Origin of the sequence: Haloplanus aerogenes (assembly GCF_003856835.1) — an archaeon.
Classification (GTDB): Archaea; Halobacteriota; Halobacteria; order Halobacteriales; family Haloferacaceae; genus Haloplanus; species Haloplanus aerogenes.
In genome coordinates this window covers 1,187,643-1,210,585 of sequence record NZ_CP034145.1, presented here as the reverse complement: position 1 = coordinate 1,210,585, position 22,943 = coordinate 1,187,643, and the positions used below count along the sequence as shown (strand labels likewise).

Below are 22,943 nucleotides of genomic sequence, written 5' to 3'. Positions count from 1 at the left end.
GTTACGGTCACAGCAGTCCGTCGATCCGGTCGTCCGTAAGCGATCGGTCGTCTTCCTGTTCCCGCTCTTTCTCCTCGCGAGCGGCCTGTCGCGCGCGTTCGAGGAAGCCTTCCAGCCGGTCGGAGTGAGCCACGCCGCCGAGGAGAACGAGTGCGGCGAGGCGGTCCTCGCGCATCGGGAAGTCGCCACCACGGACCTCCATCGTGTCTATCTCCGTCTCCAGCCACGAGCGGGCGCGCTCGACGCCCTTGCGCGAGATGGAGTCGGGGCGGCCAGCGACGACGAGCAGGCCGCGTTCCGCGCTCGTCGTGTCGGGGAGGCTCATCCCCGAGCGCACCGCCCGCCGGGTCGTACTCGTGACGACGTTGACGTTCATCGCGGCGTCGGACGACGCCTCGGCCGCGGCGTAGCCGAGCGTCGCCACGCCGCCACCGCGGAGCGTATTGATCACCTCGGAGCTGTCGACGACGGACTCGCCGACGCCGTTTACCGCTTCGCCGGCGGCCAACAGGAGCCCGACCCGCTGGGCGATGCGCTCGTTGATCGCCTCGTAGCCGGATTCGAGGCTCTCGCCGGAGGATCGCCACGCGTCGTTGTCGACGAGTAGGGTCGCGTCCGCCTCACGGATCAGCGTCTTCAGCGACCGTCCGGCGTTCACCTGATAGAGCGAGCCCTCGTCGCGGCCGGGGAGGATGCCGAGGCCGTAGACGGGGATGTCGTAGATCTGCTGGAGTTCGCGGACGAGGTAGGGCGCACCGCCGCTGCCGGTGCCGCCGCCGAGACCCGCGACGACGAATATCGCCTCGGCCTCCGCGGTCGTCCGACCGTCGATGGCGCCCAGTACCTCCTGAATGTCCTCCTGCATCACCTGTGCGCCGAGTTCGTTGTCGCCACCGACGCCGTGGCCGCTCACGTCGACCCCACCGATGAGGACGGTGTCGAGTGGGAGGGACTGGAGGTCCGAGCGGGCGCTGTTGACGGCGAGGGAGCCGACGACAGCACCGAAGCCGTTTCGGGAGTCGAAATCGGACAGCGCGGCGGTCACCTTGCCACCAGCCTGCCCGACACCAATCAGGACGGATTTCATACGTCAGACGTGTGTCGTGCGGCCTCTTCAACGCACCGCTGAGTGTGACCGAGATTTTACGTACGATACCGGGACCACCCCGGCGCATGGACGACGGACGACTCGAAGAACGCGTCGACGCACTCGAACGCGCAGTCACCGACGGCCACGCCGCCGACGGCCTCCCCGACGCCGCGCGGATGGACGCCCGGGTGGCCGACCTCGAAGCGACCGTCGAGGATCTCGACGACCGACTCGCGGAACTGGACGCGGCGGTGCAGGCCCTCCGGGGCTTCGCCGGCGGCGTCCGAGCGGTCGACGAGTCGGTCGAGCGCCGGGCGAACGCCGCCATCGCACGGGTCGAGCGCCTCGAATCAGAACTCCAAGAGACAACGGGGACGGCTGCCAACGACGGGCCGGGAGAGTCAGGCAGGAGGACGGCGGCCGGCCGTCGGGACGGCAGAGCGGAGCGCCACCGCACTGCGCCCGACCTACCCGAGGACGAACAGACCGAGACGCGCGTCGATCAGACGGACGGCGGGACGGTGACCGATTCCGGCACTGACTCCCACCTCGATTCCGCCGATCCCGATACGCCAGCGACCAACCGAGATACAGCCGAGTACGGCACCGCCGACGCCGACACACGCTCCGGACGCAACGGGACGCTGCGCGGGACGGTGACGGATCGAAGCGATGCGGCACTCGCGGAGGTGGCCGCGAACGAGACTCGATCCAGCGACGAGTCGAGCGAGGACCGCTCGCTCGCCGACCGCCTCCGTCGGCTGCTGTGATCCGGGTCGTCCTCGCCGTCCTCCTGACGGTCGCACTGCTGGCAGCGGTCACACCGGCCATCGACGAGGGACGAACGGCGCGAACCGCGATCCATCTCGACCGCGTCACCGACCGGATCGAGCGCGCGGCGCGGTCGCTCCGGGCGCACGAGGACCCCACGCGGCCGGGCGTCGCCGGCGCGCGGCGGATCGTCCGCTTCCGACTCCCGGCCCGGTCGTGGACGGCCGTCGGCGCGCGCCTGTGGATCGACGGCGACCGCAACCTGATCGGCTACCGCCTCGACGGCGGCCGTCCCCACCGCACGACGCTCCGCGACCTCGACCTCCGGACGCCGGACGGACCGGTCGTCTTCGAGCGGTCGGCACGGTATCGGCTCGCCGTCTCGCTCGTCCGGTCGGACGGGGTCGGGGTCACGATCACCCGGGGCTGAGGTTCAAAAGCGATGCCGCGGCCACCCGACCCATGGAACTGCTGAATCGACTGTGGGGCGGCGAACGAGCGACCGGTGCGACGGACGCGGGAGCTAGCGGCGACATGCCGTGCCGGTGTGAGACGGCGTTTCGCGCACCGACCCGTACCGATCCGGACGGCGACGCGGCGCTGGTCGTCGATGCCGCCGACTGTCCCGGAGGGGGGAACCTCGCGGCCGAGCCGAACTGTCGGGCGACGGTGATCGACGCGCTCGCGGATCGTGACGCCGACGCCGTCCGTGTCCGCTGTGACGGGCGCGAACGCGTCTACGACGACGGCGCCGTCGGCCTGCTCGTCGCCGCCGGGCGGTTCGCCGCGCGGGTCGCCGTCCACGACGAGACGCTGGCCGCGCGGGCGCGTCACGACCCACTGGGCGCCGCCCACGCCGCGACGGGGAGAGCCGGCCCGGTCGCGAAGCTAGCAGCCACCTCGGGACTGGCCTCGGGTGCCGACCGCGTCGACGACGGGTACGAACAGGCACTCACCGCGACGGTCGGTCCGACGGTGTCGAACGCGCGACTGGTCGCGCGGCCGCCGGACGAGGCGACGTTGGTGGATCGACGGGACCTCGACACCGGCGCGACGGTCCGGCGGTATCGCACGGACCGCGGCGACTACTACCTGCTCGAGCCGCTGGACTCGCGACTCGACGACGCGGATCTGCGCGCGCTGTCGGCCGCGTACGAGCGGCTGGCGGCGGGCGTCGAAGGCGACGAGGAGGGATCGGGGCGAGCCGTCAGCCACGCCGTCCGCGCCGTCGACGGTGTCGACGACGCGTCGGTCGCGGCGGTCGAACGCGTCCTCCGCAAACACACTCGCGGGCACGGCATCCTCGACGATCTCCTCGCCGATCCGCAGGTGTCGGAGGTGGTCGTCACCGCCCCAGTGAGCGACGGCCCCGTCCGAGTCGCCATCGACGGCGAGCGTCTGCCGACGAACGTCCACCTGACGCGGACGGGTGTCGCGGCGCTCGCGTCCCGGTTCCGCCGGGAGAGCGGTCGGGGGTTCTCGCGCGCGAACCCGACGCTCGACGCGACGACGGAAGGTCCGTTCGGTGGCCGCGTCCGCGTCGCCGGCGTCACCGACCCGGTCAGCGACGGCGACGGCTTCGTCTTCCGAGCCCACGACGGGACGACGTGGACGCTCCCGGCGCTCGTCGCCAACGGAACGCTCCCGGCCGACGCGGCGGCGCTCTGCTCGGTCGCCGTCGAACGCGCCGCCGCGGGATTGATCGCCGGCCCGCGCGGTGCGGGGAAGACGACGCTCCTCTCGGCGCTCCTGTGGGAACTCCCGCCGGCGACCCGGACCGTCGCCGTCGAGGACACGCCCGAACTCCCCGTGCCGGCGCTTCGTGACGCCGGCCGCGACGTACAGCCGGTTCGCATCGCGGCCGACGACGGCCCGTCGCTGTCGGCGCCGGAGGCGCTCCGCACCGCGCTCCGCCTCGGTGACGGCGCGTTGGTCGTCGGCGAGGTCCGGGGGGAGGAAGCGTCGACCCTCTACGAGGCGATGCGAGTCGGCGCAGCGTCGAGCGCCGTCCTCGGGACGATCCACGGCGACGGCGCCGCGTCGGTCCTCGAACGCGTCGTGACCGACCTCGGTGTCCCTGCGTCGTCGTTCGCGGCGACGGACCTGCTCGTCACGCTCAGCGACGAGCGCCGCGTCGCCGCCATCGAGGAAGTGCGCCACGTCGACGGAGAGGTGGCGTTCGAGTCGCTGTTCGAACCCGGCGCCGACGGCGCCGAACCGACGGGTGTCGTCGACCGCGGGAACAGTCGGCTCGTGGCGTCGCTCGCTCGCCCAGGAGAGTCGTACGCGGACGTGCTGACCGAACTCGACGAACGCGAGACGCTGCTGACCGACCTCGCGTCGACCGAACGGACGGCACCCGACGAAGTCGACGCGGTCCACCGTCGACGGGTGATGGAATGAACGCTTGGACGGTCGTCGAGACAGTGGGGACGTGGTGGCCGTGGCCCGTCGATCCGGCCCCGGAACTCGACCGCGCGCTGGGGTATCTCGGGAGTGGCGTCGACGCCGAAGCCCTCGAACGCGCGGCCCGTGTCGTCGCCACAGTCGTCGTCGCCGGCGCGGTCGGGATCGGTGCGATACTCGGGACCGTCACGTCGACGACCACGGGCATCGCCGTCGCGTCGGCCGTCGCGGCCGTCGGCGTCGCCGTACCGATCCTCGCCGATCGCGGGCCACGATGGCTGGCGACGCTGGCGCGGACGCGGGCGCTCGGGTCGGCCGCAGCGCTCGTCAGCCGGGCGGCGCTCCGTCTTCGCGTCGATCCGACGGTCGAACGCGCGGCGGCCTTCGCGAGCGAGACGGGGACCGGTTCCCTCGCCCGGAGTCTCGGCGAACACGTCGAGCGAGCGGTTGGCACGCCGCGGAACGGGTTCGCCGCGTTCGCGCAGGAGTGGGGCGAGCGATTCCCGGCGCTGTCGCGTGCCGTCGCTCGGCTGGACGCTGCCGCGTCGGCGCCGGCGAGCGACCGTGACCAGCACCTCGACCGAGCGGTCGAGGCAGCGCTCGACGGCGTACAGGAGGAACTGGCGTCCTTTACGAGCGAGATCAGGGGAGCGGTCACGGGCCTCTACGCGTTCGGCATCCTCCTGCCGCTCGCGCTGATCGGCGTCCTTCCGGCGGCGAACGCTGCCGGCGCCCGCCTCTCGCTGCCGGTGATCGTCGTGCTGTACGACGTGGTACTTCCCCTCGTCGTCGTGGCGGCGGGCGCGTGGCTCCTCGCCCGTCGACCCGTCGCTTTCCCGCCGCCACACGTCGGGCGTGACCATCCCGACACGCCGGACGGGCGTCTACACGTCGTGGTCGGGGGCATCGCCGGCGGGGCAGTCGGCGCGGCGGGCGCGACGCGACTGGTCGAACCGTGGGCGGTGCCGATTGCCGCGGTCGGTCTGGGCGTTGGAACCGCACTCGTTGTCGACGCCCGCGCGGCGAAACGGGTGCAGGACCGCGTCGGCGCCGTCGAGGCCGACCTCCACGACGCCTGCTATCTCGTCGGCCGACGGGTCGCGGCGGGCGAGGCGGTCGAGACAGCGCTCGCCGACGCGGCGGATCGGGTCGCGGGAGCGACCGGGACGATGCTCGACGACGCGGCGCGACGGCAGCGCCGACTCGGCGTCACGGTCGGCGAGGCCTTCGACGGCGAACACGGCACGCTCGCGACGCTGCCGAGCAGTCGAGCCCGCGAAGTGGCGACCCTGTTCGACCTCGCGGCGACCGAGGGGCGGCCGGCGGGCGAAGCGCTGGTCGCAACGGCCGAACACGTCGAGGAACTCCGGCGCGTCGAGCGGGAAGCTCGCAGAGAACTGTCCAGAATCACCGACACGCTGACCAATACGGCGGCGATGTTCGGGCCGGTCGTCGGCGGGGCGACGGTCGCGCTGTCGGCCCGTGTGGCTCGCACCGGGACGACGGCCCAGTTCGGCGGTGGCGCGCTCCCGACGGCCGGACTCGGCCTCGCGGTCGGGGCGTACGTCCTCTGGCTCTCGGCCGCACTCACGATTCTCTCGACGGGGCTGACCCGCGGACTGGACCGGACGCTCGTCGGCCACCGCGTCGGGGTGGCGCTGTGTCTCGCTACCGTCTGCTATCTCGCGGCGTACGTGGGCGCCGGGCTGTTCCTGTGACGTGCCCGGAGGTTCAAGTGCGGTAACGGGACCACCCCTCGCCATGATCGGCGTTCCAGTCGACGCGTGGTACGTCTGGCTCGGGCTTTCGCTCGCGAGTATCGCACTGCTAGGTGTCGGCGCGACGCTGCCGACGGCACCGCCACCGGCCGCCGCGGACGCCGCCGACACCGTCGACCGGACGGCGGCGACGGCCCACCCCGCGACGGCCGAACATCCGCTCGACGCGACGGCGGTGCGGGTCGGCCCGCGACGGCTCGGACTTCGGAACGACGCCGGAACGACACACGCGGCGTTCGCGTTCGGACCGGTGACGCCCGCGACGGGGTCGCGCGCGCTCCGGGCCGTCCTCCGCGGCGCCCCGCCGGCAACCCGGTTCGAGTCCGGATCGGCGCTCTGTGACGCCAGCGCTGACGCCCGCGACCGAGCGCCGCGGTGGCGACCGGTCGATGGCCCGCTGATCGCTCGCCACGTCGTCTGGGAGGGATGTGATGTCACGCTCGTCGGCTAGGGGACAGGTCGAGCCGACTGCCGCGCTCGTCGTCCTCCTGGCAGTGTGCGGTGCCGTCTCCACGTACGCGACGGTCCTCAACGGGGCCGGATACGAGGCGGAGCGGAACGTCGCGACACCGACGCTGGACCGCGTCGTCGACCGCCTCGCTGTCGGCGGCGTCGCCGATCCGACGCGACGGCGGCGGGCACAGCGCGCGGGGCCCAGAGGCTACCGGGTCAACGTCACGCTGGCGGCAGCGGGCCGACGCTGGCACGCGGGACCGACGACCCCGGGGCCGACGGCCGGTACCGACACCGCGACGCGCTCCCTCGGCGTCCGACTGGCGCCGGGGCGCGTTCGCCCCGGTCGCGTCCGGGTGGAGGTGTGGTCGTGACCAGCACCGTCCTCGACGGTCTGCTCTGTCTCCTGCTTGTCAGCGCTGCAGTGGTGACCGTCACCACCGCGACGCCGCAGGACCCGGCTGGTGAGGGGCGCGCGCCCGACGTCGCGGCGACGCTGTCGACGACGACGGCGGCAGTGAACTACACGCTCACACCGCGGTTCGAGACGACGAGTGTCGACGTTCCGCGTACGGGCGGGTCCTTCGACCGGACCGCCCACGGGACGCTGGCCGAACTCCTCGCTCGCGCCACCGTCGCTCGAATCACTGCCGACGGCGAGCGTCTCTCGCACGCACGGGACGGGTTCGGGCGGGCGGTCGTTCGAGCGGTCAGAGGAGCCATTCGGGCGAACCACACGCAGATCACCGCCGTCTGGCGACCGTATCCCGCGTCGTCGATTGCGGGTCGTCTCGTCATCGGGAGTCGCCCCCCACCCGACCGGCCGGTCCACGCAGCGACGGTCGACGTGCCGAGCGGGTTCCCGGCACGGGAGCAGTCGATCCGCCGTGCCGCGCGGGACCGTGGTGTCGATGGCGTCGCGGACGCCGTCGCCGACGGACTCGTGGCGGGGCTGTTTCCGCCGACTCGAACCCGAATCGCGGCGAGTAGCGCGTCGCCATCGGCGGCGCTGGTCCGCCATCGGTATCGCCGTGTCGCGAACCGATTCGGAGCGGCGCCACCGACGAGACTCGGGGATGGCGGCGTCGACGCCGCCAACGACCGCCTCGAAGCGGCGGTTTCGGAACGGGTGCAGCGTGATCTACGCGAAACGAACACGTCGGCCACGGCGGCCGCCAACGCGGTCCGTCTCGGTCGCGTCCGAATCGTCGTGAGGACGTGGCCATGACCCGGTTCGCCGAAGATCGACGAGCGCGGGTGCCGTTCGCCCTCGTCGGCGTCCTGTTGCTGGTCGGGGCGTCGACGTTCGGCGCGGCCGTCTCGACGCGCGGGCCGGATCGGGTCGACCGCGACGCGGACACAGCGATGGAGCGGGCGTCCGCGGAGACGACTGCTGCCCTTCGGTCGGCCGTCGGCGAGGCCGCGCGAGAAGCGGCGGCAGAGCCGGTCACGTCACCGGCCGAGACGCCGTACGGACGGTTGTTGAGCGACGACCGGCCGTTTCGGGACGCGTTGCGCCTGCGGATCTATCTGGCCGCCCGCGAGCGCCTGTCGGTGACGCGGTATCGCCGGGGGGACGTGACGGCTGTCGCGTCGCTCCCCGGAGGGACGACGCCGGCCGAACTCCGGCGAGGGATGGAGCGAGTCGAGATTCGAGGCGTCGAGAACGGGACGGCACTCCGGGTGACGGTTCGGAACGTGACCGTGGCCGCACGGGAGGACGGACGGGCCGTCGCCAGCGAGCAACGCGACTGGACGGTGACCGTCTCGACACCGGTACTCGCGCTCCACGACCGCGCGACGGCGTTCGAGACGCGTCTGAACCGCGGACCGCTGGAGGGGCCGGGACTGGGTCGGCGGCTGACCGCCCGGCTCTACCCCGTCGCGTGGGCACGAGGCTGGGGGCAGTATTACGGTGGCCCCATCGCCAACGTCGTCGCGAACCGACACGTGGAAACGTCGACGAACGGTGCCGTCCTCGAGACGCAACGGGCGGTGTTCGGCCGGAGCGACCCTGCCGGTCGACGGGCGATGCGGCGCGCGTATCGTGAGTTCGCCGTGCGCGAGTTCGCTGCCGGGACGCCCGTCGACGGGAGTCAGGCAACGCGTATCCTCCCGCGCCCCAATCGGAACACGACCACGTCGGGCGGCGTGCCACTTCCCGGCCGCCGTGGGACGGATGGAGCGACCCCGGACCGGTCGATAACCGTCGACGTGGGGACACTCTCCGGGCGAGCGCTGGTCGGCCTCCGACGTGACACCGGCCGGCGGAATCGCTCGCTCGACGGCGTCCTCCGCGCGGCCTATCGGGTCGAGACCGAACTTCGGACGACACGGGAGCAGACGTACGACGAGCCCCGACCGGACCCCGACGCGCCAGGCGAGGAGTGGTCGCTCCGACGGACGGACGTGGCGACGGACGCCGAAGTCGATCCGAGCGTCGGATCGACGCCGAGCGTCGGCGCCGAGGAACGCCGGTTCGGCGGATTCGCCAGACACGTGGCGCTCGAACGCGAGGTGACGTGGACGTGGGAACGCGGCAACGACACGCGAACCACGACCGGCGAGTGGACCGAGCGCTACCGCGTCGGCGTGACGATAGTCGGGACGTACGCACCGAACGGGACGGCACCGGACCGGCCGACGCGTCCGCGGTTCGAGCGGGGCGGACCGCTCGATGGCCCGAATCTCGCCGATGTCGCCGCGAAAGCCGAACGACAACTCGTCGAACGGCAAGGCGGTCGGGAAGCGGTCGCCGTCGCCGTCGCCGACGACACCCTCGGCGTCTCCGAACGCGTCGTCTACGGTGACCGTCCGGACGAACTTAGGTCGTGGACGAACACCGACCTGACCGCGTTCCGGAAGCGGCTCGAGACGGTCAACGTCTCGGTTTCGGCGGGGGCGGTCGCAACGTACGCGGAGAACCCGCCAGCGCAACTGGCGACCGAACTCCGCCGTCGTCGGGCGAGCCTGATCGACGCGCCGGCGCGATACCGGGGCGTCGCGGATCGAGCGCGGATCGGTGCCCGAGCGGCCCTGCTCGACGCGACGATCCGGCGGCTAGAGCGGCGCGCAGTGAGTCACAACACGACGCGGGAGGCGTTCGACACGGCGCTCGGAGACGTGGGGCTCGGTTCGTCGCGACAGCTTCGCGAGATTCTCGACCAGCGAGGGACACCGGTGCCGTCGCAGCGGGCAACGCTTCCCGGGTCGCCCCCAGGTGGCGCCGTCGGCGTCGTGCCCGACGGCTCGCCCGCGTATCTCACGGTCGCGTCGGTGAGCCACGACCGCGCGCCGGGCGTGCCGCCCTCGCGGTCGTACCGCCCGCTATCGGCGAAGAACGTCAACCTGTTCGCGGTCCCGTACGGCGACGCGGCGGACACCGTCACGAGTTCAGGAATCGACGGCGCGTCTGGCGTCCGCCTTCGGACGGCGGCGCAGATTCTGGTCGCCTCGGAGTCGATGTCGAACGCATCGGTTCGAGCGGCGCGCCGTCCCCTCCGGGAGTCGGTGTCAGAATCGGTCGACTTGATCCGGTCGCGCACGCGTCGTGTCGTTCGAAACGAGACGACGTTGACGCGGTCCGAAGCGCAGGCCGCGGTCGCCGAGGGGTTCGCACGCTGGGAGGGGCCGGGGCGTCGGGCGCTCGCGGCCAGCAACGGATCGCTCGCGGCAGCCATCGCGGTCGCGGCGGACGAACGAGCGTCCGACGGAAATTCCGGACGGACCGACCGACTGGAGACGGCGCTCGATGCGGCCATCGTCGACGTGCGCCGGACGCCAGCGGCGACGGTCGGAGAGGGACTCGTGCAGGAGGCACTGACGCGGGTGCGGGACCGAGCGGTCGCCCGGGCCGTCTCGACGGCGAAAGCTCGGATCGATCGGAGTCGGGTGAAGAAGCGACTCGGCACGATACCGGCAGGGCTCCCCGTCGCGCCGGTGCCGGGCTACTGGTACGCGACGGTGAACGTCTGGGAGGTGCAGGTTCGGGGCGCGTACGCCCGATTCACGCTCCGGACGAGGCGCGGCACGCCGCCGTCGTCACCGGGGGCGTCGGTCCGATACGTTCGGGACGGATCGACGGTTCGGCTGGACGTGGACGGCGACGGGACACCGGAGCGACTCGGCCGCGACGACCGTGTGGACTTCGAGACGCGAACGGTCGTGGCGGTCGCCGTCCCGCCGTATCGGAGCGGCGTCGGTGACGTGGACGGCAACGCCGACGAACGTTCGGGGACCTGGCCGCGACCGAGATGCACGTCGTGGGAGGCGGAGTCGTGCCCCGATTCGGGTCGAGAGTGAGACTTTTGTCGGCGGGGCGTTCATCGAACGTATGCTCTACGACGCTGCGGACGAACCGGCGACGCTCTCACCTCGACAACTCCACGACGCGTACGAAGCCGAACTGCGAGCGGTGATCGACGTTCACGGGGCCGAGACCGTCGCGGACGAGACGGGACTGTCGACCGAGACGGTCGACGCGCTGGCCGACGGGGAGTCGCCGACGCTGACGCTGATGGAGGCGGCGTCGATCCTCGCAGTCGACTCCAATCTCGACGCCGAGACGATCGTACAGGAAGTACGCGATCACCTGCTGATGGGGATGACGACGGGCGTCCTCGACGTCGATACCATCGCCTCGAACGTCGACCTCGACCTCTCGGGACAGGAAGTCCAGCAAGCTATCGAAGGCCGTATTCGGATGACGCTCGCGGAACTCGCGGCCATCCACACCTACGTCGCCGGGCGGAACGCCCGCTGATCGATCGTGCGGGTTGCCATCCTCGGCTGTGGCTACGTGGGCCTCGAACTCGGCCGACAGTTGACCGCGGCCGGCCACGACGTGATCGGCGTCCGGCGATCGGACGCGGGCCTCGACGCCATCGAGGCCGCGGGCTTCGACGCCGTCCGCGCCGACGCGACTGACGCCGACTCGCTGGCAGCCGTCCCCGACGTGGACTGGCTCGTGTACGCGGCGAGCGCTGGCGGCCGTAGCGTCGACGCGGCGCGGGCGGCGTACGTCGACGGCCTGCGAACCGCGGTCGAAACGTTCAACGCGCGGTCATCACCACCCGATCGGCTCGTCTACACGTCGAGCACCGGCGTCTACGGCGATCACGACGGCGACTGGGTCGACGAGACGACGACGCCAGATCCGGCAACCGACCGTCAGCGCGTCCTGCTGGAGGCGGAACGGGTCGCGCTGGAGGAAGGCAGTCTCGACGGGACGGTCGTCCGGTTCGGCGGCCTCTACGGTCCGGACCGGTACCGACTGGAGTACTACCTCGACAGGCCGGTGACGGAGGGGTATCTCAACTCGATCCACCGCGACGACGCGGCCGGCGTCGTGGCGTACTTGCTGGAGACCGACCGTGCGCGCGACGACGTCGTCCTCGCCGTCGACGACGAGCCCGTCTCGAAGTGGGCGTTCGCGGACTGGCTGGCCGACGAGTGTGGGGTCGCCCATCCGCCGAAGCAGACGGTCGAAGAGCGGGCAGCCGACGGCGACGTGAGCCGACGGGTCCGCGCGAACAAGCGGTGTGCGAACGACTACCTCCACGACCTCGGTTACGACTTCCGCTTTCCGACCGTGTGGGAGGGCTACCGGCCCGCTATCGACGGGTTTCGGTCGAACTGAACCCGCAAATTCGGTCGCTTTACGAGCGACACAATAGGAGAATACTCTTTTCCTTCGACCGAGTCGGGGTGGGTATGTCGGTCGCCGCCGAGCAGTTCGTCCAGCGGGCGGTGGCGTTCGCCCAGTCGCATCCGGAGTTACTGGCGGCGCTGCTCGTCAGTCTGGTCGTGCTGGTCGGAGGTGGGTACGTCCTTCACCAGTTCGCACGTCCGACAGGTGTCCGGTTCGCGTCGGTACTGGCCGAGCACGATCACGTATCGATCCTGACCCATCCCAATCCCGATCCGGATGCGATGGCGGCCGCGATGGGCGTCGCCTCGCTGGCCGAGCAGGTAGACACGGCGGCGACGATCCAGTTCTCGGGGCAGATCCGCCATCAGGAGAATCGAGCGTTCCGCAACGTCCTCGAAGTCGACCTCGACCCGATAGAGCGGGCGGAGGATTTGAAATCACGGCAGGTGATTCTGGTCGATCACAACGAGCCACGAGGGTTCTCGGGGTCCGAGACCGTCCGACCGGTCGCCGTCGTCGACCACCACCCCGGAGAGGGTCGGGGCGAGGAGTTCACCGACGTACGGACCGAGTACGGCGCCTGTTCGAGCATGATCGCGGAGTACTTCGAGGATCTCGACGCCACGCCGGTCCCACCGGAAAGCCACGAGAGCGAGATCGATTCGACGTACGTCGTCCCCTCGAAAGTCGCGACGGGACTCTTTTTCGGCATTCTCACCGACACGGACCGACTCACGGTGGGGATCGATCCTGCGGACTTCGCCGCGAGCGGCTACCTCGCACCAGGTGTCGACGAGGGGCTGCTCGACCGGATCGCCAACCCGCAAGTGAGCGCCGAGACGCTGGAGATCAAAGCGACGGCCATCCGCGAGCGACAGATCGAAGGCGCGTTCGCGATCAGCGACGTGGGCAAGGTGTCGAACGTGGACGCGATTCCACAGGCGGTCGACGAACTCATCCTGCTCGAAGGCGTCACGGCCGCCGTCGTCTACGGCACCCGTGACGGGATGCTCTACCTCTCCGGGCGCTCCCGCGACGACCGCGTCCACATGGGCCGCGCGATCGAATCCGCACTGGAAGACGTGCCGGACGCGAGCGGCGGCGGCCACGCCCACATGGGCGGCGGGCAGATCCCGCTCGACGACAACGACTTCGTCTGGCCCGCACGGCAGACCTCCCTCACCGACCGACTCTGGCGGGCGCTCGAAGGCGACCTGTAGCGGCCGCGACGGGAACCGCCGACAAAGTCCTATACCGCCGACCCGCGTAGCCAACGTATGGCGACCACTCGCGCCACGTGGGCGTACCGGGACCGCTTCGGCGACGGCTTCGGGCGTACCTACTTCCGGCGGTTCGGCCCCGGTGTCGTCTCCAGCATCGGCCTCGGAACCTATCTCGGCGACCCGACCGACGCCGTCGACGACGACTACGAACGCGCGCTGATCGCTGGCTTCGAAGGCGGCTGTAACGTCGTCGACACCGCGGTCAACTACCGGTGCGGGCGGAGCGAGCGGGTCGTCGGCCGAGCGATCGAGCGGGCGGACGTGGACCGCGAGGCCGTCGTCGTCGCCACCAAGGGCGGCTTCCTGCCGTTCGATGGCGAACGCCCCGCCGACCCCACCGACTACATCCGCGAGCAGTTCGTCGACGGCGGCCCCGTCGACCCGACGGACCTCGCCGCTGACTACCACTGCATCGCGCCCGACGCCATCGAGGCACTGCTCGACCGCTCGCTCGACGCGCTCGGCCTAGAGACGATCGACTGCTACTACGTCCACAACCCCGAGACACAGCTTCGGGCGCGGTCGCGCGAAGACGTGTACGACCAGCTCGAAGCGACGTTCGAGCGCCTGGAACGGCGAGTCGCCGCGGGCGACATCGGCCGGTACGGCGTGGCGACGTGGCAGGCGTTTCGCGTCCCACCCGAAGCCGACGCGCACCTGTCGCTCCCGGAAGTCGCCGCACGCGCGCGATCGGCGGCGGCGACGGTCGGCCGCGCGGAGACGGGGTTCGAGGCGATCCAACTCCCGTTCAACGTCCACATGGCCGACGCGTTCACCGCGGAGGTCCACGAGTTCGAGGGCGAGTATCGGTCGGCGCTGTCGGTCGCGCAGACGCTCGATCTGGACGTGTTCACGAGCGCCAGCCTCGCACAGGGTGACTTGCTAACCGGTCTGCCGGCGGCTGTCGACGCCGAGCTGTCGGGAGACACCCCCGCCCAGCGAGCGATCAACTTCGCACGGAGCGCGCCGGCAGTCACGTGCGCACTGGTCGGGGCGAGTGATCCCGACCACGTCGCGGAGGACGTTGCGGCGGGGACGTTCGACCCGCTCGGTGCCCGAGCCTTCGACGCCGTCTTTACCTGAGGTCCTTCCACTCCCGGCCACACTCGGGACAGATCCGAAGCGAGAAGACTTCGTCGGGGTCGTCCCGCTTTTTCAACACCTTCTCACACTCCGCGCAGGTGAGTCGCTCGTAGGTGTCCTTGACGAGTTCGCCATCACGGAGCCCCTTCCGCGTCGATTTCATACCCCAACCTTGGGCGTCCCTGTTTAAAAAACGGACCGGCCGATACGGAGCGTCGTAAGTCAGTTCCGGCAGTCGCCGACCACCGGTACCCAGTTACGACGATCCGTAGACCACCTCGGCATCCTCGGGCTTTTGTCCTCCCCGTACACAGGGAAACGTGATGGAGTACGTCCAGGAACGCGTGACGACGCTCCACGATCTGACCGATCCGACGCCGACGGCGCCGATCGACCGGGCGGCGGTCGTCGTCCCCATGACCGAACGGGAGTACGCCGGGCTGGCGCCGGATCGCGTCCTCTCGGAACTCGAACGCGTCGATCCGGGCGAGGTCGTCGTCCCGCTCCGGGCCGCCCCCGAGCGCGTCGGCCCCTTCTACGACTGGCTCGACGACTTCGATCTCTCATTGACCGTCCTCTGGTGTAACGGGCCTCGCCTGGAGGCCCTCCTCGACGACCACGGACTCGACGGCGAGTTCGGGAAGGGCCGCGACGTGTGGCTCGGCCTCGGGCAGGCACTCGACCGGGAGTACGTCGTCGTCCACGACGCCGACACCAAGACCTACTCCCGTGCCGACGTGCCGCGTCTCCTCTACCCCCTCGCCCACGGCTACGACTTCTCGAAGGGGTACTACGCCCGGGTGGAAAACGACCGTCTCTACGGTCGCCTGTTCCGGCTGTTTTTCGTCCCGCTGGTTCGTGCACTGAGCGAGCGGGGGGACGCGTCCATCCTCCGCTATCTGGAGTCGTTCCGCTACGCGCTCGCCGGCGAGTTCGCGGCGACGACGACGCTAGCCGAGCAGTTCCGCCCGCAACGCTCCTGGGGACTGGAGATCGGGACCCTCGGCGACGCCTTCGACGACGCCGGCTTCGACGGGAGCGCACAGGTCGATCTGGGGACGTACGAACACGACCACCGGTCGGTGAACGGGCCGACCGGCCTCTCCGATATGAGCCGGCACGTCGGCTCGGCGCTGTTCCGGGTCGTCGAGGAGGGTGGCGTCGACCCGGACTACGACACGCTTCCCGACCGATACCAGGCGGCGGCGCGTTCGCTCGTTCGGAGCTACGAACTCGACGCCGGATTCAACGGACTCACGTACGACCGCGGGGACGAACTCGACCAGATCGAGGCGTACGTCGACGCCATCGAACCGCCGGGGACGGACCGACGGCTGCCGCCGTGGACCGACGCGCCGCTCTCGCCGGCGCGCATCGCGGCGGCCGCCGCCGAGGATCTGGAGGCGGCCCGATGAGCATCCCCACCGCAACCGGCGACGAACTCGCGGGCGTCGTCGACCTCTTCGGCGCACTGACCCGCGCCGAACTCGAAGCGGCGCTCGGCGAACTCGCGTTCAAACGTGGCGAGGAGGTCGACGAGGACGCTATCGACGCCGCCGTCGACGCCGCTATCGACGATTACTACCTCGTCGCCGTCGAGCGCGACGACGAGACGCTCCTCGCGCCGGGCCCGGTGGCGTTCCCGACCCTCCCCGACGGCGCCGATGACCTCCCGCACATCATGGACGCCCCGAACCGCGACGTCGACGACGAGGGTGTCGTCGAGGCGACGGAGCGTCGCCTGCGCGCCGACGCCGCTCGGGCCGTCGACGCCGACGACACCGACCGGATCGAGCACCTACTCGACGTGAGCTACGATCTCGAAACGTGGGGCGCGACGGACGTGAGCGACGTTCGGGGACGACTCGACGACGCGCTCGAAAACCGCAACTGAAACCACCCCCCGGCTCGTAGGTGGGGTAACGTCCGCCCCGTATCGGGGCACCCAATCACACATGCGCATGGATCTGTCGGCGGTCGCGCGCCACACGCCACGGAGCATCGACGACGCCGAGCGCGAAGCGGCGGTCGTCGCGCCCGTCGTCGACCGTGGCGATGGCGACGCCCTCCTCTTTACGAAGCGCGCGGACCACCTCGGCCAGCACCCGGGACAGATGAGTTTCCCGGGCGGCGGCCGCGAACCCAGCGACGGGGATCTGGAGGCGACGGCACGACGCGAGGCCGACGAGGAAATCGGGCTGCGACCGGAGGAAATCGACATCGTCGGCCGCCTCGACGACATCCCGACGGTCAGTGACTACAGCGTCCGGCCCTTCGTCTCGCGCGTCCCCGACCGCGAGTACGTCCCCGACGAGCGCGAGGTGGCCGAAATAGCCATGCTCCCGGTCGAGGAGTTGACCGACCTCGACAACTACGAATCCGAACGCCGCGATCACCACTACTACGGCGAGATCAGACTCCACTTCTTCCGCGTCGGCGGCTACACCGTCTGGGGCGCGACCGGGCGGATGCTCGTCCAGTTGCTCGAACTCACGACCGACTGGGAGATGCCGCCAGAAGTGGATCGGGTAGTCGATCCGGACGCCGATTTCCCTGTTTAATAGTCGCTCAGTACGTTCCCGGACGACGTGCCCGTCCGACTACTCCGACTCGTCCGGTTCGTCCTCGGTTTCGGCTGCCGGCTCTTCCTCGCGCACCTCGACGTCCGTTCCGCCCGCCCGCTTCGGCACCTCGATTCGGAGCGTCCCGTTGTCGCTCAGGGTGGCCGACGCCTCGCCAGCGTCCACGTCGGCGTCCGGCGGGAGGCGCGCGCGGCCGTCGAGCGAGAGCCCGCGACCCGGGAACCGCATCTCGAAGCCCTCGTGGAAGTCGCGGAAGCGGTCGAGTCGCACCTGCACCTCGCCCTCGACGTAGCGCACCTGCACGTCGCTTCGGGTGACGCCCGGCGCGTCGAAGACGACGAGATACGCGTCGTCGGATTCGAGTACGTCGTACGGGAGGGGTTTGCGCTCCTGCACCTTGCCGACACCGCGGCCGACCCGCTCCAGTACCGCGTTGGCCGCCGACTTGCCGAACTCCTTGAAGTCGGTCATAGTTCGATCTCTTCGAGACAGTCGGTCCCGCCACAGAGCGGACAGGAGAGGTCGCCGACCGTGTGGTCGTCGGCGATATCGTACGTGTAGTGGTTCTCGAACATGTCGAGTTCACAGTCGGGGCTCGTGCATTTGATCTCCTTCGTCGCGGGCATAGTCGAGGATAGTGCTGCGACCGGCATAAGTGGCGTGGAGGCGGTGACGTGTAGTGTTCAGAGAAGCCAGCGAAACTGAGAACACCTCGAAATCCCCCGGCGTCCCCAGACCCCGGAGGCTTCTGGTTGGCTCACGAGAGCGGAGCTCTCGTGAACGTCCGGGCACGCCGAGACACCGACCCCTTTCAGTCCTGCCCGCTTCGGCAGGCCAATCGGCCGCCGCCGGGCGGGGCTTTCAAGGTGGTCTCAGTTTCGCTGGCTTGTCTAAACACTACCGTGTTGACCTACAGAAAAACCATTAGTGTAGGGCACATATCACGTCATATGACCGAAGAGCTACCTGCGAATTTGAGTGAGATCACTAGTATGGAACTGTCGGAGTATATGACTCTCCCACCAGAAGAATTAAAAAAATATGTTCTAATACACGGTCAGAAAGTTGAAGATATTTTATCAGATTCTGGAGAGAGAAACACGTACGATATGCTTATTTGTTCAAAAGCACTGGAAAAGCAGGCAGATTTATTACTTTCACTTGGATCAAGATTAGCGGCACAATTGGAACCTAACCAAGCAGCAGAAGCATTATCTGATGCGGAAGAATTCTATAGAGACTCACTAGCACACATTAATGAGTTGCTTGATGTAATATCAACAGGAGATTCTAACAAAGATCTCCATATCAATCAAGTATTAGAAGACGTAGATAATATAGAAGGTTTTGTTGAAGAAAAGAAAGATATATTGGAAGAATTTGCGTTAGAATCGGAGAAATTAAAATTTATGCAAAAAGGAGAACTTAGTTTAGCCAGAGGAGCTACTGAACAAGCAGTCAAGCAAATCGAGAACGCAATAGACTCTTGTGAAAAACAGACCCAACTTTGCGACGACGACGAGCAAAATTTGTTGATGGGTTGGAAACAAATAGCATTGGGAATCGATAATTTAAAGAAACGAGATGCAGCTGATGCTGCGAATCATTTTAGCAAGGCATATGCAATGTTTCCTGAGGGAGATCGGGATATCGGCAGCTACGACGACAAATTCTTTTTTGAACTTGCAAAATTTTACCATTATCTCGCGCAAGGAATCTATTATTCAAAGAACACGAATGATTCACTTGCCGTTGACGAATTTGATAAAGCAATAGAGAGAGCGAAAAAGATAGAAGATAACATGCAGCATATGTTTGATAATGATGATAAAGAACTTATTGGACAAGATATTAAGAAATCTTATAAAAATCTTATTAGAAGTTTAGAAAATTATGCCTATTCGAGGCAAATCGTCTCTACTGGCAAAATTCATCTGCGCAACGATGAATTTAATAAAGCTATCGACAAGTTTGAAGAGGCTAAACTAAAATTGGAAAATGCTGCGGATAATATTTCTGAAGCGGATATTTCGGTGTTCCCGGATTATGGCGATATGATGCGAAATTATGCCCGTGAAACGATTCCAGAATTGATTAGAACTGCTAAAGAATCAAAAAGAAAATACGAAGAATTAAACGAATTAAAAAATGAGCACGAAAAACTTCGAAAAGAGATGCTCGGTATTGGAGAGGGGACTAGTATCGAAATAGAAAACGTAGTTGAAGCAACCTCAATGGCTAAGGCGAGTGCTAAATTTGTCAACCAAATTAGGCCAGTCATTTTGGATAATGTCCAAATTCTACGCGACTCAATTGAAGACTCAGAACTACCCGACGAAGACAAGGAGGAATTGATGAGAAAAATCAAAGCAGTTGAAAATTCGTCAGAAGAACCGGTGGGTTTCCTAGATAAGGTGAAAGAACTCGGAGGTACCTCTAGTGGAATATTAGATAAATATGACAGGGAAATAAATAATGCTGCCAATTTGTCTTCACTATTACAATTTTTTTCCTTATTTGCTTCAGAAGCGCCGAAATTCATCTGACATATCACCTTTATTTGACACTAATTAGATCTTAACTCGCACATCTCAAAATCATAAGCCAGTCAGGGGAGAGAGGATTATCGAATACAGTATTCCTAAGCTGATATTTAATTCTTTTTGGCTGGGGTACGGACACGGTTTTACGCGTCGACCGCGAACGCAGGCGTATGAACGACCCCGCCGATCTCACGGTTACCATCGTCGACGGCTACGTCGACGAACCCGCACACTTCGGGGTCCCGCCGTACGTCTCGACGTACCCTCGCTTCACCGCCGGCGCACTGGTCGACGCCGGCGTTGCCGAGTCGCGGATCGCGTATCACACCATCGACGAACTCCGCGACGACCGGTCGAAGTGGGGCGACGTGGCCGACCCCGACCTCCTGATCTACCTCGGCGGCATGACCGTCCCCGGAAAGTACGTGGGCGGCACGCCCGCCGAACCCGACGAGGTGCGGGAGTTGGCGTGGACCGCGGACGGCACGACGCTCATGGGCGGCCCCGTCCGCTTCGGCGTCGGCGAGGAGAACGCTGGCGCGCAGGACATGGAGCGCAAGGACCTCGATTACGACTTCGTGGCCAAGGGGGACGTGGAGGCGGCGGCCCACGACCTCGTAGCGAGTGGCTTGGAGGGGTTCGGCGACCGCATGCGCGACAACGAGGAACTCGACCGCTGGGCCGCGAAAGGCGCCTTCATCGTCGAGGACCACCCCAACCACCCCGACTACCTGATCGCCGAACTCGAAACCTCGCGGGGCTGTGCCTACCGGTGTTCGTTCTGCACCGAACCGCTGTACGGCAACCCGGCTTTCCGCTCGGCCGAGTCGGTCGTCCGCGAAGTCGAGGCACTCTACGACCGGGGCGTTCGTCACTTCCGGCTGGGCCGACAGGCCGACATCCTCGCCTTCGGCGGCGACGGCGAGGCACCCAACCCGGACGCCCTCCGCCGCCTGTACGGCGGCATCCGCGAGGTGGCGCCCGATCTGGGGACGTTCCACCTCGACAACATGAACCCCGTCACCATCGTCGACTATCCGGAGAAATCCCGCGAGGCCATCCGGATCATCGCCGAACACAACACGGCGGGCGACACCGCCGCCTTCGGCCTCGAATCCGCCGACCCGGTCGTGCAGGAGGAGAACAACCTGCTCGTCACGGCCGACGAGTGTCTGGAAGCGGTGCGCGTCGTCAACGAGGAGGCGGGGTGGCGGCCGGGCGACGATCCGGCCGACGCCCCGACGACCGGCGACGGTGCCGCGAACCGCCTCCCGAAACTCCTCCCCGGCATCAACCTCGTCCACGGCCTCGCCGGAGAGCGCGAGGAGACGTTCGACCACAACAAGCGCTTCCTCCAGCGCGTGTACGACGAGGGGCTGATGCTCCGCCGGATCAACATCCGGCAGGTGATGGCCTTCGCGGGGACGGAGATGAGCGACACCGGCGCCGACATCGCCCGCGACCACAAGAAGCAGTTCAAGCGGTACAAACGCGAGGTGCGCGAGGAAATCGACCAGCCGATGCTCCGCCGGGTCGCCCCGCCGGGGACCGTGCTACCGAACGTGCATCTGGAGTACCACGAGGGCGGGAAGACCTTCGGCCGACAGCTAGGAACGTACCCCCTACTGGTCGCCGTGCCCGGCAAACGAGAACTGGGAACCACGATGGACGTGGCGATCGTCGATCACGGCTATCGCTCGGTGACGGGCGTCCCGCACCCACTCGACCTGAACGCGGCGTCGATGGACGAACTCACCACGCTCCCGGGCGTGGGCCGGTCGACGGCCGGCGACATCGTCGTGAATCGGCCCTACACCTCACTGGGTGAGGTGGAGGTCGACGCCGATCTGTCCCGGTTCGCGGCGGTCGAGTCGATGGGGTCGGCCGACTAGGCGACGTACTCCGAGAGCTGGACGAAGTACCAGCGGTCCCGGTAGTTGGCGTAGTCGACGCGTTCGCCGTCGTCGTCGAAGTCGGTGCCCCCGAGCATCGACTGCAGGTCCGCGTAGGCGTCGGTGTACGGCGCGCACTCGTCGTAGCCCTCGTCGATGGCCGTCTCGATGATCTCGCGTTGCTCGGCGGAGAGGACACGCTCGTCGAGGTCGATCCCGTAGCGGTCGTAGACGATGGCGGCGAGTTCGCTCGCGGACGTGGCGACGCTCTCCACGTCGACTCGACGGGTTTCGACCACCGCGTCCCGCGTCTCGACGAGCTGGAACCGGAAGTCGTGTGCACCGATCCGGATCACGTCGTAGGCCGGGTCCGGGGCGAGTTCGGAGCGAGCCTGCGTCTCGTCGTCGGGGAAGACGAGCGTGCCGCCGATGCTGATGGCGCGGGCGCGTTCGAACTTCTCCATCTCGCGACTGTTCGGGTAGCCGAGGAGCGCGAACAGCGCCAGACGGTCGATTTCCCGCAGGTCGTCGAAGGCGACGGCACGACCGCTCGTGTCCACGTCGGGGCCGGCGTCGAGTTTGACCCCATAGCCGATGCGATCGACGGTCGTGACGAGCGGTGTCTCGACGGCGTAGTACGTCCCGTCGCTGGCGAAGTACGTCGAACTGGTGAACGGCTCAGAGGCCGACTCCGGCAGCCACATCGTCGGTTCGTCGCCGTCGAGGGCGGCCGCGATAGCCTCGCGTTCGGGCGGGGAGAGCGTGTCGATCCGATCACTGGCACCCTCGGCGGTGTCCGCGTCGGTCGTGGGGCGCAAGCGGAGCGAGGCACCACGAGGGCAGTCGCTACCGAATCCGAACGCTGGGCCGAGACAGCCAGCCGTCGCGGCCGTCAGGCCGAGGGAGAGGAGGGCACGGCGGCGCATAGCGGGTGTTCACGTACCCGTCGGCATAGGTCTTGGGCGGGAGGACGGAACGGCACGCGTCGTCAGAAGTCTTCGTCGATGATCTCACCGACCGCGAAGTTGGATTTGACTTCGGTAATCTCGATTTTGACGCGCTCGCCGATTTCGGCGCCGGGGACGATGATGACGTAGCCGCGCTCGACGCGGGCGATGCCGTCGCCCTGTTTGCCGATATCTTCGATCTCGACGTACCGAATCTCACCGACCTCGACGGGTGGCTGAGGCTCGGACGTGGGCGTCTCGGACTCGACCGTCTCCTCCGTCTCCGCCCGCTCCCGGGAGATGAGTGCGACCCGGTACGTTTCGTCGGGATCGACCGACCCCGTCTCGATCTCTCGCTGGGGTACCTCGATCACGTACGATCCGTCCTCCGACCGCACACGCGCGCTGAACAGACACAACAGGTTATCTGAGATCTCCACAGTGTAAACCTCCATGCCAACCTGT

General features: G+C 67.4%; 23 protein-coding genes. 17 read left to right on the top strand and 6 right to left on the bottom strand.

The features are described 5' to 3' along the window. Nucleotides 1-7: 7 nt before the first annotated feature. Nucleotides 8-1,087 (bottom strand): tubulin/FtsZ family protein, encoded by a 1,080-nt coding sequence (locus DU502_RS06085; protein WP_121920877.1) that lies wholly within the window; start codon nucleotides 1,085-1,087, stop codon nucleotides 8-10. Nucleotides 1,088-1,173: 86 nt separating this feature from the next. On the opposite strand from DU502_RS06085, the gene DU502_RS06080 reads away from it, so the two are divergent. The 12 genes from DU502_RS06080 (at nucleotide 1,174) to DU502_RS06025 (ending at nucleotide 14,514) form a co-directional block, all read left to right on the top strand. Further along, the gene (locus DU502_RS06080) at nucleotides 1,174-1,860 is read left to right on the top strand and encodes a DUF7310 family coiled-coil domain-containing protein (RefSeq protein ID WP_121920878.1); all 687 of its coding nucleotides are present in this window, start codon (nucleotides 1,174-1,176) and stop codon (nucleotides 1,858-1,860) included. Next, complete coding sequence (locus DU502_RS06075) at nucleotides 1,857-2,291, top strand: DUF7311 family protein (RefSeq protein ID WP_121920879.1); 435 nt, start codon at nucleotides 1,857-1,859, stop codon at nucleotides 2,289-2,291. Before DU502_RS06080 ends, DU502_RS06075 begins: the two co-directional genes overlap by 4 nt. A gap of 32 nt (nucleotides 2,292-2,323) precedes the next feature. Continuing rightward, nucleotides 2,324-4,264: a type II/IV secretion system ATPase subunit gene (locus tag DU502_RS06070; protein WP_121920880.1), complete on the top strand. Its 1,941-nt coding sequence runs from the start codon at nucleotides 2,324-2,326 to the stop codon at nucleotides 4,262-4,264. Continuing rightward, nucleotides 4,261-5,985, top strand: a complete 1,725-nt coding sequence (locus DU502_RS06065) for a type II secretion system protein (RefSeq protein ID WP_121920881.1) — start codon at nucleotides 4,261-4,263, stop codon at nucleotides 5,983-5,985. The genes DU502_RS06070 and DU502_RS06065 overlap by 4 nt, the downstream gene beginning before the upstream one ends. 43 nt (nucleotides 5,986-6,028) lie before the next feature. Further along, nucleotides 6,029-6,496: a DUF7283 family protein gene (locus DU502_RS06060; RefSeq protein ID WP_121920882.1), complete on the top strand. Its 468-nt coding sequence runs from the start codon at nucleotides 6,029-6,031 to the stop codon at nucleotides 6,494-6,496. Continuing rightward, the gene (locus DU502_RS06055; RefSeq protein ID WP_121920883.1) at nucleotides 6,477-6,872 is read left to right on the top strand and encodes a DUF7285 family protein; all 396 of its coding nucleotides are present in this window, start codon (nucleotides 6,477-6,479) and stop codon (nucleotides 6,870-6,872) included. The genes DU502_RS06060 and DU502_RS06055 overlap by 20 nt, the downstream gene beginning before the upstream one ends. Beyond that, complete coding sequence (locus tag DU502_RS06050; RefSeq protein ID WP_124897034.1) at nucleotides 6,869-7,726, top strand: DUF7284 family protein; 858 nt, start codon at nucleotides 6,869-6,871, stop codon at nucleotides 7,724-7,726. Before DU502_RS06055 ends, DU502_RS06050 begins: the two co-directional genes overlap by 4 nt. Next, a complete protein-coding gene (locus DU502_RS06045) occupies nucleotides 7,723-10,800 on the top strand; it encodes a DUF7286 family protein (protein WP_124897033.1) in 3,078 nt (1,025 codons plus the stop codon). The genes DU502_RS06050 and DU502_RS06045 overlap by 4 nt, the downstream gene beginning before the upstream one ends. Before the next feature lie 31 nt (nucleotides 10,801-10,831). Continuing rightward, the gene (locus tag DU502_RS06040; protein WP_121920886.1) at nucleotides 10,832-11,260 is read left to right on the top strand and encodes a DUF5791 family protein; all 429 of its coding nucleotides are present in this window, start codon (nucleotides 10,832-10,834) and stop codon (nucleotides 11,258-11,260) included. A gap of 6 nt (nucleotides 11,261-11,266) precedes the next feature. Next, complete coding sequence (locus DU502_RS06035) at nucleotides 11,267-12,136, top strand: SDR family oxidoreductase (protein WP_121920887.1); 870 nt, start codon at nucleotides 11,267-11,269, stop codon at nucleotides 12,134-12,136. Between the two features lie 74 nt (nucleotides 12,137-12,210). Continuing rightward, nucleotides 12,211-13,368, top strand: coding sequence for a DHH family phosphoesterase (locus DU502_RS06030; protein ID WP_121920888.1), 1,158 nt, complete (start codon nucleotides 12,211-12,213; stop codon nucleotides 13,366-13,368). A 57-nt stretch (nucleotides 13,369-13,425) separates the two neighbouring features. Further along, complete coding sequence (locus tag DU502_RS06025; RefSeq protein ID WP_121920889.1) at nucleotides 13,426-14,514, top strand: aldo/keto reductase; 1,089 nt, start codon at nucleotides 13,426-13,428, stop codon at nucleotides 14,512-14,514. Here DU502_RS06025 and DU502_RS18180 read toward each other — a convergent pair. Further along, on the bottom strand, nucleotides 14,507-14,677 hold the full coding sequence (locus DU502_RS18180) for an HVO_0758 family zinc finger protein (RefSeq protein WP_166033646.1): 171 nt from the start codon (nucleotides 14,675-14,677) through the stop codon (nucleotides 14,507-14,509). The two genes, DU502_RS06025 and DU502_RS18180, sit on opposite strands and share 8 nt — an antisense overlap. Nucleotides 14,678-14,837: 160 nt before the next feature. On the opposite strand from DU502_RS18180, the gene DU502_RS06020 reads away from it, so the two are divergent. The 3 genes from DU502_RS06020 to DU502_RS06010 all read left to right on the top strand — a co-directional run bounded on the left by DU502_RS06020 (nucleotide 14,838) and on the right by DU502_RS06010 (nucleotide 17,075). Next, nucleotides 14,838-15,929, top strand: a complete 1,092-nt coding sequence (locus DU502_RS06020; RefSeq protein ID WP_121920890.1) for a glycosyltransferase family protein — start codon at nucleotides 14,838-14,840, stop codon at nucleotides 15,927-15,929. Next, nucleotides 15,926-16,408: a DUF7109 family protein gene (locus tag DU502_RS06015; RefSeq protein ID WP_121920891.1), complete on the top strand. Its 483-nt coding sequence runs from the start codon at nucleotides 15,926-15,928 to the stop codon at nucleotides 16,406-16,408. The genes DU502_RS06020 and DU502_RS06015 overlap by 4 nt, the downstream gene beginning before the upstream one ends. A gap of 67 nt (nucleotides 16,409-16,475) precedes the next feature. Continuing rightward, nucleotides 16,476-17,075, top strand: coding sequence for an NUDIX hydrolase (locus tag DU502_RS06010; RefSeq protein ID WP_121920892.1), 600 nt, complete (start codon nucleotides 16,476-16,478; stop codon nucleotides 17,073-17,075). Between the two features lie 39 nt (nucleotides 17,076-17,114). Here DU502_RS06010 and DU502_RS06005 read toward each other — a convergent pair whose 3' ends face one another. Then, the gene (locus DU502_RS06005) at nucleotides 17,115-17,567 is read right to left on the bottom strand and encodes an Hsp20/alpha crystallin family protein (protein WP_121920893.1); all 453 of its coding nucleotides are present in this window, start codon (nucleotides 17,565-17,567) and stop codon (nucleotides 17,115-17,117) included. After that, nucleotides 17,564-17,722, bottom strand: a complete 159-nt coding sequence (locus tag DU502_RS18175) for a DUF7559 family protein (RefSeq protein WP_166033644.1) — start codon at nucleotides 17,720-17,722, stop codon at nucleotides 17,564-17,566. The genes DU502_RS06005 and DU502_RS18175 overlap by 4 nt, the downstream gene beginning before the upstream one ends. 324 nt (nucleotides 17,723-18,046) lie before the next feature. Here DU502_RS18175 and DU502_RS06000 point away from each other — a divergent pair, with 324 nt between their 5' ends. After that, complete coding sequence (locus DU502_RS06000; protein WP_158601174.1) at nucleotides 18,047-19,642, top strand: hypothetical protein; 1,596 nt, start codon at nucleotides 18,047-18,049, stop codon at nucleotides 19,640-19,642. Between the two features lie 167 nt (nucleotides 19,643-19,809). Next, entirely contained in the window at nucleotides 19,810-21,531 is a 1,722-nt protein-coding gene (locus tag DU502_RS05995; protein WP_121920894.1) for a radical SAM protein, read from the top strand. Here DU502_RS05995 and DU502_RS05990 read toward each other — a convergent pair. Together DU502_RS05990 and DU502_RS05985 are read right to left on the bottom strand one after the other, a co-directional pair. Further along, nucleotides 21,528-22,457 (bottom strand): hypothetical protein, encoded by a 930-nt coding sequence (locus DU502_RS05990; RefSeq protein ID WP_121920895.1) that lies wholly within the window; start codon nucleotides 22,455-22,457, stop codon nucleotides 21,528-21,530. The genes DU502_RS05995 and DU502_RS05990 overlap by 4 nt on opposite strands. A gap of 62 nt (nucleotides 22,458-22,519) precedes the next feature. Further along, nucleotides 22,520-22,918, bottom strand: coding sequence for a TRAM domain-containing protein (locus DU502_RS05985; protein ID WP_121921016.1), 399 nt, complete (start codon nucleotides 22,916-22,918; stop codon nucleotides 22,520-22,522). Between the last annotated feature and the right edge of the window lie 25 nt (nucleotides 22,919-22,943).